At 37.3% G+C, this 13,934-nt stretch carries 11 protein-coding genes and 1 pseudogene; 6 read left to right on the top strand and 6 right to left on the bottom strand.

The genetic code is table 11. The annotated features are described in order from the left end of the window. Positions 1 to 38: 38 nt before the first annotated feature. Positions 39 to 948, top strand: a pseudogene (locus RGRSB_RS09025) (NAD-dependent epimerase/dehydratase family protein). A 474-nt stretch (positions 949 to 1,422) separates the two neighbouring features. Beyond that, positions 1,423 to 3,843 carry a transglycosylase domain-containing protein gene (locus tag RGRSB_RS09020; RefSeq protein WP_119260762.1) on the top strand — a complete coding sequence of 807 codons (2,421 nt, stop codon included), beginning with the start codon at positions 1,423 to 1,425 and terminating at the stop codon, positions 3,841 to 3,843. Between the two features lie 293 nt (positions 3,844 to 4,136). Here the strand turns inward: RGRSB_RS09020 and eno are convergent, their stop codons facing one another. After that, a complete protein-coding gene (eno, locus tag RGRSB_RS09015) occupies positions 4,137 to 5,426 on the bottom strand; it encodes a phosphopyruvate hydratase (protein ID WP_119260761.1) in 1,290 nt (429 codons plus the stop codon). A gap of 884 nt (positions 5,427 to 6,310) precedes the next feature. Continuing rightward, positions 6,311 to 6,478: a Sec-independent protein translocase subunit TatA/TatB gene (locus RGRSB_RS09010; protein ID WP_119260760.1), complete on the bottom strand. Its 168-nt coding sequence runs from the start codon at positions 6,476 to 6,478 to the stop codon at positions 6,311 to 6,313. Positions 6,479 to 6,714: 236 nt separating this feature from the next. On the opposite strand from RGRSB_RS09010, the gene RGRSB_RS09005 reads away from it, so the two are divergent. From RGRSB_RS09005 to rodA, 4 genes are all read left to right on the top strand, one after another. Then, positions 6,715 to 7,461, top strand: coding sequence for a phycocyanobilin:ferredoxin oxidoreductase (locus RGRSB_RS09005; RefSeq protein ID WP_119260759.1), 747 nt, complete (start codon positions 6,715 to 6,717; stop codon positions 7,459 to 7,461). A gap of 96 nt (positions 7,462 to 7,557) precedes the next feature. Continuing rightward, positions 7,558 to 8,151, top strand: coding sequence for a PAP/fibrillin family protein (locus RGRSB_RS09000; RefSeq protein WP_119260758.1), 594 nt, complete (start codon positions 7,558 to 7,560; stop codon positions 8,149 to 8,151). An 849-nt stretch (positions 8,152 to 9,000) separates the two neighbouring features. Continuing rightward, entirely contained in the window at positions 9,001 to 10,062 is a 1,062-nt protein-coding gene (locus RGRSB_RS08985; protein WP_119260755.1) for an Mrp/NBP35 family ATP-binding protein, read from the top strand. Positions 10,063 to 10,102: 40 nt separating this feature from the next. Next, positions 10,103 to 11,356, top strand: a complete 1,254-nt coding sequence (gene rodA, locus RGRSB_RS08980; protein WP_119260754.1) for a rod shape-determining protein RodA — start codon at positions 10,103 to 10,105, stop codon at positions 11,354 to 11,356. Positions 11,357 to 11,512: 156 nt separating this feature from the next. Here rodA and RGRSB_RS08975 read toward each other — a convergent pair whose 3' ends face one another. The 4 genes from RGRSB_RS08975 to sppA form a co-directional block, all read right to left on the bottom strand. Continuing rightward, positions 11,513 to 11,797 carry a hypothetical protein gene (locus RGRSB_RS08975; protein ID WP_172582087.1) on the bottom strand — a complete coding sequence of 95 codons (285 nt, stop codon included), beginning with the start codon at positions 11,795 to 11,797 and terminating at the stop codon, positions 11,513 to 11,515. Between the two features lie 507 nt (positions 11,798 to 12,304). Beyond that, positions 12,305 to 12,394, bottom strand: coding sequence for a chorismate mutase (locus tag RGRSB_RS08970; RefSeq protein WP_232014515.1), 90 nt, complete (start codon positions 12,392 to 12,394; stop codon positions 12,305 to 12,307). 31 nt (positions 12,395 to 12,425) lie between these two features. Beyond that, on the bottom strand, positions 12,426 to 12,809 hold the full coding sequence (aroH, locus tag RGRSB_RS08965; protein WP_119260752.1) for a chorismate mutase: 384 nt from the start codon (positions 12,807 to 12,809) through the stop codon (positions 12,426 to 12,428). A gap of 39 nt (positions 12,810 to 12,848) precedes the next feature. After that, positions 12,849 to 13,667 (bottom strand): signal peptide peptidase SppA, encoded by an 819-nt coding sequence (sppA, locus tag RGRSB_RS08960; RefSeq protein WP_119260751.1) that lies wholly within the window; start codon positions 13,665 to 13,667, stop codon positions 12,849 to 12,851. Between the last annotated feature and the right edge of the window lie 267 nt (positions 13,668 to 13,934).

Here is a 13,934-nt window from a genome sequence, read left to right as displayed (position 1 = left end):
AATAATTGAAGAAGTAAAATTCTAAGTAGAATTGACCCATACTAGATTTAATAAATAAGCAAATCTTAGTGACAGGCAGTGCTGGATTTTTGGGCAAACAAATTGTCAATCAATTAGTCCAAGCAGTAGCCAATACGGAAAAAATTACTATTCTCCGTTATCAAGACTGTGACTTACTGGTTTTAAAAAATTGTCAACGTGTAGCTAATCAACACGATATTATTCTTCATTTAGCTGCCCATGTGGGAGGGATTGGCTCAAATAGAGAAAAACCCGCCGAATTATATTACGATTATTTGATAATGGGAACTCAATTAATTCACGCTGCTTATGAAGCAGAAATAGAAAAGTTTATCTGTGTTGGAATAATTTGTTATTACCCGAAGTTCACACCTGTTCCTTTCAACGAAGATAATCTTTGGAATGGCTACCCTAAAGAAACTAACGTTCCCTATGCTTTTGCTAAAAAAGCCTTATTAGTTCAACTTCAATTCTATCGCTTTAAATGTGCATTTGACGTTATCTGCTTCTAGTTAATTTGTATGAACACGAAGATAATTTTAAGCCTCATAGTTCCCATGTTATTCCTACTTTGATCCGTAAGGTATATGAAGCTCAACGACGAGGAGATAAAACCCTTCCTGTTTGGGGTGATGGTTCTCCTACAAGAGAATTTTTATATTCAACGGATGTGGCTAGAGGAATTGTGGTGGGAACTCAATTATATAGTAATCAAGACCTTATTAACTTAAGAAGAAATTATAAAGTTTTTATTTGTAATATAGTGAAATTAATCTATAAATTAATAGGATCTTAAAAAGACATTATTTAGAGAATAGATAAACAAAATGGTCAGCTTCGTAGTTGTTTTTTAGATAGTAATTGTGCGCAAAAAAATTAGAATTTAAAGCACAGATTAAATTTAAACAAGGGTTAAAAACACTATAAATTTGTATTGTAAAAATAACGATAAAATAAACATGTAAATCTGAATAAATTTTTTTTAAAAGAAAATAATTTTATTTTTTTTGCCAATAATATTTATTCTGATATAGAGACAAAAATAATGGACCTCCTAGATTAGTTTTTATAAATTAGTGGCTAATAATTTTCAACACTTTTATTGTAACCGTATTCTACAATACTAAAAACTCGATGTTTATAAAAATAAGTATTGTCTTATTAAAAACTTTAGAAGACAAGATTTTGAGCTTGTGTTTACTATGATTGTTTTGACAGCAAGTATAGAAGAGCTGAAACAATTATCTATAAATTAGATTAATCTAATTTAATAGGTGGGAAATAAAATTATAATTAAACTCGATAGATTAAAATGAATGGCAATAACTTATCCATTAAGCAAAAAATTATGTATTATCTAGATAGATCACACCCGTTATTAAGATTTGGTGAGGAGTAGGCGTGTTTAATCAATTAGGGTCAAAGTTTAGGGAGAAAATAGATCAAATTCTGCACTTAAAATCAAACAACCTTGAAGAGACAAATCAATGTCTAGGTAGTGACTCTGATGAAAGTGAGTCTTGCCAAGATAAAAGCCAACCTGAAATCAGTTTCTCAGTAAAAATCTTTAAGACTTTGCCTCAATTGGTTAGCTTATGTCAAGAGATGTCCCAAACCTTTATTAATTATTCTGTCAAACGAATTGTCTCTATAAGCTATGATCCAAAATTTTGTCTGTTGTTTGGAATAGGATTAGGAGCCAGTAGTGGTGTGATTGCCCTAGGATATGGCATATATCTACTTGAAAGTAGTATCACAGAACCAGTTGAAGAAGTCCTTACCTATTCTCCTCCTAAAACCTTAATCATTAAATCATCTGATGGGATTATTCTTAAAGAAGTAGGTCCAGTTACTCATGAAAAACTAAAAATTTGGCAGATTCCTGACCTAGTTATTCAAGCATTTATTGCCAGTGAAGATCATCGCTTTAAGAATCATCGAGGGGTTGATATCCATGGAGTTATTCGTGCAGCTTTTTCTAACTTACTGGCGGGAGAAGTAGTGGAAGGAGGAAGCACGATCACCCAACAACTAGCACGCATTGTTTTCTTGAACCAGGAAATCAACGTAGTCAGAAAAATCAAGGAAATGCGCTTGGCTCAGAAAATAGAAAGAAAATTGACTAAAGACCAAATCTTAGAACATTATCTCAATTTGGTTTATCTAGGCTCTGGAGCCTATGGGGTTGCTGATGCAGCTTGGGTCTATTTTAGTAAACCTATCGAGCAACTAACTATAGCTGAAGCGGCGACCCTAGCAGGAATTGTACCTGCTCCCAGTGTTTATTCTCCTATCCAGAACAAGGCAGCCACTATCGAACGCCGAAACCTCGTACTACAAAGAATGGAAATTAAGGGCTTTATTAGTGCTTCCCAAGTAAAAGAAGCAATTGCTGACCCCATTGTCCTAAAACCCAGTAAACCCAAACGGCTAAAACGAAAAGCTCCCTATTTTACCGATTATATTCAACTTCAATTGCCGAAATATCTCTCTAAAGAGGTGTTGCAACAGGGAGGGATTGTGGTAGAAACCACCCTCAATAATCAATGGCAAGAAGCCGCCGAAGCCGCTATTGAAAAAGCCGTGACAGAATATGGTCGATGGCAAGGATTTAAACAAGCAGCATTAACGGCGGTTGATCCTCGTAACGGACAAATTAAAGTAATGGTTGGGGGAAAAGACTACAAAAATCATCAATATAATCGGGTGACTCAAGCTCAACGTCAACCAGGGTCTACCTTTAAAACTTTTGTTTATGCTACCGCGATCGCTGCCGGACTTTCACCTGACCAAACCTTCCAAAACTCTCCCTACATAGTTGATGGTTATCGACCAGAAAATTATGGTGATCGCTATAGCGGCGTTCCTGTTTCCATCCGTAAGGCCCTCGCCTCTTCATTAAATGTGGTAGCCGTTCAAACATTGGTAAAAGTGGGATGGAACCCCATCATTGAAATTGCAAAAAAGATGGGTATTGAATCGGAGTTAAAACCGACCTATTCCTTAGCATTGGGAGCCTGGGAAGTTAATTTACTCGAATTAACCAGTGCTTATGGAACTTTAGCCAACTTCGGTATTCATCAACGCGCTCACGGTATTAATCGCGTTCTTGATCGTCACGGGCAGATTATATATCAAGCTAAATTTCCTCCTAAAGAAGTGATCGACTCCGATACCACTGCCGTTATGACTTCTATGCTACAGGGGGTAGTTACTGGAGGAACCGGAACCTCTGCTCAATTAGGAAAGCGACCGGTAGCAGGAAAAACGGGAACCTCTGATAAAGCCAGGGATTTATGGTTTATTGGCTATATTCCCCAGTTAACAGCGGGTGTGTGGTTAGGGAACGACAATAACCGTCCCACGAGGGGATCAAGTACCACAGCTGCAGCTATTTGGAAAGAATTTATGAAGGAAGCCGTTAAGGGTACCCCCATTGAGTCTTTTCCGCTTGTTCCCGATATCAAAGGACGTAAACCAATCATCAAGTCCGAACCCATCAGCCCGAAAGAGAAATCATATACAGTGGCTACACGATCTGGATCGTCGCGTTCAAGGTCTATGCTCAGTAACCGTCGCAGAAAACAAACCGTAATTCGCCGTCAGCGCGTCTACAATCGTTTTCAACAAGCAGATCCAACTCAGACAAGACAACAGTCAGTTACTCCATCGAGTCCTCCCCCACAAACAACAGTTACGTCCAAAACTCAACCCCTTGTTTCTAATCCTCTTGGTGCCCCTAGTGGTACTATAAAGCCCAGTCCTACTCCTAAGGCTGAATTTGCACCTCCAGCTCCTCCTGCATCACGTAAAGCTGATTGAATACCTAAGTGAGGAATCAGGATACCTGACCTAGGCAAAACATTAAGTAAGGAACGTTAAGCAAAATCCAATTTTTTGGAGAGTTTCTCTCCTTTCTTTATGCCGTAATGCACCTAAATAGTTTTTTAGTATATTGCGTTATGTCAATACACCCTACAATTTTATGAGTTTGGGGTTCTACGTTGGATGTATTTTTCGTGTATGCCTTTTAAGTATAAAAATTTATAAAAAGAACAAACCCACCTTTCGAGGTGGGCAAAATAAATCAATCAAAGCCTAAGTAATTTAAGTCTTTATTGAGGGCCTAAACCTACCTTAGGAGCATAAAGAGCGCAATCACCTAACTCTTCTTCAATACGTAACAATCGGTTATACTTAGCAACCCGTTCACTGCGACACAAAGAACCGGTCTTAATCTGTCCAGCGCGAGTGGCTACAGCTAAGTCAGCAATAGTAGTGTCTGAGGTCTCTCCTGAACGGTGACTAATTACTGAACTATACTGTTTACGAGTTGCTAAAGCAATAGTTTCTAGGGTTTCGGTGAGGGTTCCAATTTGATTGAGTTTAATCAGAATGGAATTAGCAACCCCCATATCGATTCCCTTCTGTAAACGAGTTGGGTTAGTGACAAACAAATCATCCCCCACTAATTGAATGCGAGAACCCAAAGACTCAGTATGAAGTTTCCAGTTATCCCAGTCCTCTTCTTGTAAGCCATCTTCAATGGAGATAATAGGGTATTGATCCACTAATTTAGCTAAATACTTAATAAATTCTTGGGAAGAATGGGCTGACTCATCATAGACATATTGTCCATCTTTGTAGAACTCACTTGAAGCCACATCCATGGCCAAAGCCATTTGTTCTCCAGGTTTATACCCTGCCCGTTCAATGGCTTCAATTAGCAAATCTAAGGCTTCTTGATTAGAACGAAGGTCGGGAGCATAACCACCCTCATCCCCCACGCCAGACAACAAGTTACGTTCTTTGAGAACTTTGCTCAGGGTGGCGAAGACTTCAGCCCCCCAACGCAACCCTTCCTTAAAAGAATCGGCCCCAATGGGCATCACCATAAATTCTTGGAAGTCAACATTATTATCTGCATGGGAGCCACCGTTAAGGACATTAATCATAGGGACAGGGATAACATTGGCTAAAGGACCGCCTAAATAACGATAAAGAGGTATCTGTAATTCAGCCGCTGCTGCTTTAGCCGTCGCTAAAGAAACTGAGAGAATAGCATTAGCTCCCAATTCTTTTTTATTAGAAGACCCATCACGATCAATCATTTTCTGGTCAATAGAAGTTTGATCAAAGGCGTTAGTATTCAACAATTGGGGTGCAATTTTTTCTTTAACATTACGGACAGCGTTGAGTACCCCTTTACCACCATAGCGGTTAAGGTCATTATCCCGTAATTCGTGGGCTTCAAAACTACCTGTTGATGCCCCACTAGGGACTTGGGCGATACCAAATGCACCCGTTTCAAGAAATACTTCTGCTTCAATGGTAGGGCGACCACGGGAGTCTAAAATCTCTCTAGCGGTGATGGCTTCAATGAGAACTTCAGGTTTGTTTAGCATGGGTTAGGTCTGTCCAATAATAGAGAAATCTGATTATTAAGTGAGATGTATCCTGACAATACAGCTATTTTCATCAAAAATGAAGAAAAATCATTTATTCGCTTTCTGGAATTGTGTTTCCACAATCACCACATTTACCTTATCAAGACTCGACTCTGATCGCACCCCTGTCTTAAACAATGCGTTCAAACAAACAATTTGTCTTCTGAATTTGTTGCCAATTGGTTTGAAGTCTGCTAGGGAGAATTTCAGTTTTCATAGTAGGACTCAAGTATCTCTGACACAAACAAAGTCGTTAGCAGCCACTACATTGATAATAATTTTAGTAAGATCTTCAATGACTTCAGTTGACCTCAATTAAATTTTTATCAACTTCTTCAGTTTTGTCGGCAATGAGTTCAATAGACAGGATAAAGCTAATCACTTCTTTGTATTTTTTTTACTCAATAGGTTGATTAAATCGGCAACTTTATTTTTTAACTATCCTTAGTTAATTTCTATCGATTGCGCCATCTATTTTGACGGGGTGTGGGAAGGTTAACTGTTGCACTTTAGTAAGTAACGCCCGTAATTGTTCTTAACAGGTCTTAAGGCAAACAAGGTCTCATTAGTTTGTTTGAATTACGATAAAAATAAATTTATCAACGCTTTTCACTCTTCAACAAGGAGATAAATATATTTGTTTAGTTTAAATCATTCTTGTCTACTTTCATAAAAGATAAACTTGAATAATCATATTTCTGAACAATAAATTTTTAAAAAATATATTATTCTTAAATCTAGTCTTATTAAGACTAAATCTAGTGTTAGGATATTGAGTTAAGTTAAATTTTAAGATTAGCCCATAATTACGGTAGCAAATAATCATTAATTAACAATAATACTCAATTTTTGTCATCAAAATAATCATCCTCGGAAGGATTAACTTCATCTTTAAATTTTCGCCAAGTTTTTCCCAAAGTAGATCCAATTTTAGGGATTTTTTTAGGACCAAAAATCAATAAAGCAACACTGATAATAACTACTATTTCCGTCGATCCTAATCCAAACATATTAACTCCAGATACTATAACGATTAATTCAGTTTAATCAATAAACTACTAGTAATATTTTATGCTAGAAAAACACCGAAGTTTAAGGGACAACACTGAATTAATGTCTTAACATAATGCTAGAATAGCCAAGGCTGCAACAATTGAGTTTGATGCTAATGGAGGATTGTTTGGATAAATCTTGCCTTGTGTAGCACTCATCGCCAATTATTCGAAAATCGTAGCTAGTAAGCGGTATGTTAGACACTTCGCCCGTTTCTGTTCTCTCCCAACTCAACCCCTTGATAAGACTACTCGCTGATATCATCGAATGTCATTGGGAACAGTATTTTCCCCTAATTTCCTATGAATTACCCGACGGGTTAGGACATGTGGAAGGAAAACTCGGAAGGAAAAAGGTGGTGATTGAAAATAAATGCTATAAAACTCCTCAGTTCCGTAAACTCCATTTGGAATTCGCAAAAGTAGGACAGGAATTGGATATTCTTCATTGTGTGATGTTTCCTCATCCGAGTTATTCTCTACCTATGTTCGGTTGTGATATAGTAGCGGGTCCTAGAAAAGTAAGTGTGGCGATCGTGGATTTATCTCCCGCTAACCGAGAACTTACTCTTTCTTCAGAATACCATCAAGCCCTATCCCAATCACCAGTTTTAGAGTTTTCTGAATCCCATGGACTACCCGCATGGGGCGATATTTTCTCTGACTATTGTTTATTTATTCGTCCAACTGACCCAGAAGAAGAAACTCAATTCTTGTCCCGTGTGGTTGAATTTTTGAAGATTCACTGTCAAACTGCGGTGGATTCTCAGACTGTTTCTAGTAAACAGCAAATGTCTAACTTAGCTGGACAGCATTACTATTGTACAAAACAACAACAAAATGGTAAAACCCGTCGGGTTCTAGAAAAAGCTTTTGGTAAAAAATGGGCTAATAAATATATGACCCAAGTGTTGTTTGACCTACCTACCAAAGATAAATAAACTCTTAAAAAGTAACTCTAAAAAGATAGCGAAAGAAGTTTTTAGTTAAAAATATATAACTTCCTACCAAGAATTAATTAGAGGAAATATTTGAGAATGAATGAGAAAGCAAGACTGTTAGAAGCGATCGCCGGCAAAAATCGAGGGTTATTAGCAACGGAAATGGATCGGGTAAGAATTCTCTCGGACTTAGAACAACTTGAAGATCATAACCCCACCCCTCAAACTCTAGAAGCAAAAGAATTACTCGATGGAAATTGGCGGTTACTCTATACAACGAGTAAAGGAATTTTAGGACTTGATCGCCTTCCCGTATTGCAATTAGGACAAATTTATCAATGTCTTCGCATGGCTGACGGGAAACTTTACAATATTGCTGAAATTATTGGAGTACCTTTTTTAGAAGGATTAGTGAGTGTTATAGCTAGATTTGAAGTCGTCTCTGACAGGCGAGTTAATGTTAAGTTTGAACGTTATATTATTGGTTCCCAAAGGTTATTAGGATATCGATCACCTAACCAATTAATTGAAGATATTGAAGTAGGAAAAAAGTTTTTTCCTCTGGATTTCAATATCGAAAGTCAAGAACAACAGGGATGGTTAGAAATTACTTATTTAGATGAGGATCTTCGAGTAGGAAGAGGGAATGAAGGTAATGTATTTGTTTTATCTAAAGAAAAAAATATTTAACTGATTTTAAGAAGTATTGAACCAATGTTATGTCTTTTTTCATTGATTATTGATAATTTGAAACTTATTACGTAAGAAATACAGGTTCTTCATAATTCTAGTAGAGTAAATTACTGGTTAATAACTTCTAAAACTCTTTTGTCCTGAACGTAATTTGATGACTCCTATAACTGCTATCGCAAATTTATATACATCTTCTTTATGTATTACACTAGCTTTATCTCGTGTTCTTTGAGAAACTTTTTGAGCTTTACTTAACCTAAATTTTTTTTCTAGTCCGATTATTAGGAAGACCATTAAACGAAGAGATAACATTATATAATCTGAACTATACCTAACTGATGACATAGAATTGACTAGTAAGTTAGGTCAGAAAACTTCGAAGTTAAAAATCAACAAAATTTATGAATCTATAAGCTCTCGTTTCAATCAACTTCAATTTATTATTGATACCTTCTACTGTTACTTAATCAAAATAGGTAATAATTTCTTCCAATTTAACATCCAGCCTAGGTGTTCCACAACTTTTTTGCATAAAGTAACTCATTTTAATAGTTTTGATACTCCATGAGGGTTTAAAAAAATCGTTATAAATTACCCTTTTATTTGATTGGTACGTTTTTTGAGAGGATTGGTAAAATTTCACACACCCTATTTTCAGGCAAAACATATTTGCTCTTACTTTACCCTGATAAGATTTTTTCTTTTTGACTAGTGCTTTCAAGTCCTATTTATCCTAGTCCCACCTACTTACTATCAAACATCTGTGTCCCTAAAACCGTTAACATCTTCCTAAGTGCAGTATAAAAAATCCTTAACATTGCCTTACAAGGAGAACTTAAAATTATAATGTTCGATACCAAATCAATTTTAGAAGTCTTACGTTCAGTTCAGGACCCTGAACTCCAAAAGAGCTTAGTAGACTTGAACATGATTCGCGATGTAGTCATTGATGGCTCCAAAGTTAATTTTACCCTAGTCTTGACTACTCCTGCTTGTCCTTTAAGAGAATTGATCGTTGAAGATTGTCAAAAAGCTGTTAAACAATTACCGGGGGTAAAAACCGTTGAGGTAGAAGTAACCGCCGAAATCCCTCAACAAAAAGTGTTACCAAATCAACAATCTGTCGCTGGAACCAAAAATATTATCGCTATTTCGAGTGGTAAAGGAGGTGTGGGGAAAAGCACCGTTGCGGTAAATATAGCTGTTGCTTTAGCCCAAACGGGAGCCAAAGTCGGTTTACTCGATGCTGACATTTACGGTCCCAATGCTCCGATTATGTTAGGATTAGCCAACGCTGGATTTAAGGTAAAACAGGGGGATCACGGAGAAGTCCTAGAGCCTGCCTTTAATTATGGGGTAAAAACAGTGTCCATGGGCTTTTTAATTGACCCTGATCAACCCGTTATCTGGCGTGGTCCAATGCTAAATGGCATTATTCGTCAATTTCTTTATCAATTTGATTGGGGAACTTTAGACTATTTAGTGGTAGATATGCCCCCAGGAACTGGAGACGCTCAATTAACTCTCGCTCAAGCAGTTCCTATGGCAGGTGTTGTCATTGTTACCACTCCTCAAACCGTATCCCTGTTAGATGCTCGTCGTGGGCTAAAAATGTTTCAACAATTAGGGGTTAATGTGTTGGGACTGGTGGAAAACATGAGCTATTTTATCCCCCCTGACTTACCTGATCGCATTTACGATCTCTTTGGTTCGGGTGGGGGTGAAAAGGCTTCTATAGAATTAAATGTTCCCTTACTAGGTTGTATTCCCCTCGAAATCGCCTTACGTGAAGGAGGAGATCAAGGAATTCCGATTGTCATAGCTGCCCCTGAATCAGGCTCTGCTAAAGCATTAACCTCAATCGCTCAACAAATTGCTGCTAAGGTATCGGTAGCTGCTTTAACCTAAATTAATAAACTATTTTAAATGATGAGAGGAGTTGTCCTAAATGATACCTAGACTTTCTAAAAGACGACGTTTACCTTTGTGGTTATATAACCTAGCCCAAGTTGATTGGCTATTAATGTTTTTAATTGTCGGTTTAACCAGTTTAGGGGGGTTGATGATCCGCAGTACCGAACTTCTAGAAGGCTCGGTAGATTGGTGGCAACATTGGGTTTTTGGAATAATAGGGTTAGTAATCACTTTGACGTTAGCTCGCTGGAGATATGAACCTCTTATACAGTTGCATTGGGTAACCTATGCTATCACCAATATTTCTCTCATTGCGGTGATTATCATTGGAGTAGCTGCTAATGGAGCGCAAAGTTGGATTAGTATTGGTAGCTTTAATATTCAACCTTCAGAATTTGCTAAAGTCGGTCTAATTATTACTTTAGGAGCTCTGTTACATGAAAGACAAGCCACAACAATCCCAGCTGTCTTAAGAATTTTTGCGGTAACGGCAGTTCCTTGGGTGCTGATCATGTTACAACCAGATTTAGGGACAGGGTTAGTTTTTACAGCAATTACTTTGGGCATGCTGTATTGGGCAAACATGCACCCAGGATGGCTCATTCTAATTCTATCTCCTCTGGTTTCTGCGATGTTAGTCAATGTCTTGCCCCTGGGTTGGATTATTTGGACAGCGATCATGGGGTCAATTGCTTGGTTTACTTTACCCTTGCGTTTTGTTTTTGCCATGGGGGCGGTCGCTGTTAATATAGTAGCAGGACAATTAAGTGGTGTGTTATGGAGATTACTCCAAGACTACCAAAAGGACCGTCTAACTCTTTTCTTGGAGCCAGAAAAAAACCCCCTCGGGGGAGGTTATCAGTTAATTCAGTCCCGCATTGCTATTGGTTCGGGAGAATTATGGGGACGGGGACTGCACCAAGGAACTCAAACTCAACTAAATTTTATTCCTGAACAACATACGGACTTTATTTTTGCAGCAGTCGGAGAAGAGTTCGGTTTTATCGGCAGTATTTGTGTTTTATTTGCCTTTTGGCTAATTTGTTTTCGCTTAGTAATCATTGCCTGCCAGGCTAAAGAAAACTTCGGGTCTTTATTAGCTGTTGGAATGTTATCAATGATCGCATTTCAGGTTGTTGTTAATATATGCATGACAGTGGGCTTAGCTCCTATTACGGGAATTCCTTTGCCCTGGTTAAGTTATGGTAGATCAGCCTTACTAACTAATTTTATTGCTCTAGGTTTGGTGGAATCTGTCGCTAATTATCGTACCCAGAAAAGACTCTAGTTATCAACTAACAGCTCTTAGTTGATATTTGATTAATTTAGTTTAATGTCTTTTATTCAACGAAAAAAAATAAATTTTTACAATAAACTTACCTAATATTTTTTCGCTCGAAGAAAAGAAGTAAAGGGTAAAAAACTTTTTAAAGTAGCTATTTAACTACTTCCGCTCATAGGCTCCATGAACTTTAGCATAATAGTCTAAAATTCTTTTGATCTGGTATTTTTCTAGGATATCAAGGGAACTTGGATACTGAATTAGTAAGGTTTCCACTTGACTTTTAGCATAATCAAATCTTTCTGACTGTTGAGGAATTAACTTAGTGGTCACTCCTTTGACTTGTTGTAAATGAGCCGCTAATTCTCGATACACTGCTAGAGGTAAATTAGGATAGGTAATTTGCTCTTGTTGTTGTTTAACTATTGTTTGTTTTATGTCTTTCATCTTAATCTTACCCCATCATGAACTTAAAATTAGTTTATCAGTTTGACATTAATGCTCAACCTGTTTGCACCCTCAGAATTTTGGAATTACTCTATCAAATTCTGTTTTATAAGCTGATTTTAAGATATGAAAGCTTCTTAAACGGATGGTAAAATACCCATTATCGTATATCTAAATAAATAACAACATCACAAAAAATACCACTGGCTGCATTGCAGGTTTAAGACTCGTATTTGTCCAAAATAAATAATATTACCGATATTTAGGCTTAATAACACTAGATTTTTGCCTAATTAAATTAGAAACTGTAGCATCCCTTTCTTTCATGTTTTTTTAGTAGGAGGTTTAACCGAACCCTAGGGTTTTTCCAAAAAAACATAAAGTGTCTAAACTAGACTGCTCTAGAACAACAGGAGGATCACCCACATTGATATTAACAGCTTAAACTTTTATCTTCCGATTGGAAAAGTTAGAAGTAGCCGTTATGTGACGACCAAAGCTTTCCCCTCATGAATAGGAATAATATGGTTGTACCTGGGTTTTTTGGATGTCCAAGTGAATTAACACTCGAATACACTTTTGTAGGCTTCCTTCCACGTGTATTTGTTGTAAATCTAATAAAGGAATGTTACTCCAATTTCATAAAATGCCAGTCGGGACGGAGGTTACGAGCATCTCGTAAATAAGAATGATAGATTTCTACTTGAGGCTTTGGGGTATTGAAGTGAATTAACACCCGAATACATCTTTGTAGACTTCCTTCGACGTGCATTTGTTGCAAATCTAATAAAGGAATGTTACCCCAATGTGGACGTTGACGGGCAATTTCCGCTGGAAAAATTGCATCGAGATCCTGAGTAGTGGTAAAGGTCGCACTAATTATGTCTTCGGGATCAAGTTGGTTGCGGATTTCGATCGCCTCAAGTAATTCGGTCACAGCATCCTTTATCGCTTCTTTGGTATTGTATGATACTGTGGTTGCTCCTCGAATGCCCCGCACTTTGCAATTCACAATCAAATCCCTCCGACAACTTTTGCTTGATATTAGAGTTTAAGGTCGATATAACCATAATGGTTGGCCATTGGTCACTAACTCAAATTTAACCCAATCTATTGCTAGTCCTAACCCAGATCTATTTTTATTCTGAGACAAAATTCGGTTCCATAGAGGTTTGGGTTCTTCGATGGTATAACATTGGGCTTGATCAGGATTGAGTCCCGCCAATTCAGCCGCCCAGCGACGGGCATCTTCTTCAGTTCCTAAGCGATCCACCACTCCTAATTCTAAAGCCTGTTGTCCGGTAAAAATGCGCCCATCAGCAAAACTTCTAACTTTCTCCACATCTAAATTACGACCTTGAGCAACGGTATTGACAAATTGTTGATAACTTACATCAATCATTTCTTGAAGAATAGTCTGTTCTTCTGCAGTTAATTGCCGATCAAAAGAAAGAATGTCTTTATAAGGACCAGATTTAATCACTTTAAAGGAAATACCAACTTTATCGAGGAACCGTTCGAGGTTATTTCCTCGCAAAATAACTCCAATGCTCCCAGTAATAGTTCCTGGGTTAGCAACAATATACTCTGCTGCTACCCCGATATAAACGCCTCCAGAGGCAGAAATATTACCAAAACTTGCTACTACTTTGACTTTTTCTCTTAATTTCTTGAGCGCTTCATAAATCTCTTGAGAATCTGCTACTGTCCCTCCCGGGGAATCAATTCGTAGAAGTAGAGCGGGGAATTTTTTTTCTTTGACAATTTTTAAAGCTTTCAAAACATTTTTACGGGTTTCTGAGACAATAGCACCATTAACTTCAATACGGGCAATTTGTTTAGTTGGTCTAGGTTTGAACGGCCAAATCATAAGCGTTTTTTAATTGTTCAATAGAAAAGATGAAAATAATGGACTTTCTAAACTGAAGTATGTTAGAAGTTAACGACTTTCTGAAGTCTTATTCTGATCGTATTCTTTGACTACAGACACTTGATTTTGATCAAAATCAAGTGTCTGAGATCTTGGAGCCCTTATAGAATAATACTTTAAGTTTTTGATTGTAATGTCTTCATAGCCAGTTTAGAAAAGCCAAGATTATTTTGCTGAGTCCCTGATTGTAACATTTTTGATTGATGT

It is taken from the genome of cyanobacterium endosymbiont of Rhopalodia gibberula, from assembly GCF_003574135.1.
In the GTDB taxonomy this organism is placed as follows: domain Bacteria; phylum Cyanobacteriota; class Cyanobacteriia; order Cyanobacteriales; family Microcystaceae; genus Rippkaea.
Note: the sequence above shows the minus strand (reverse complement) of the source record. Positions and strands in the feature narration are given on the sequence as shown.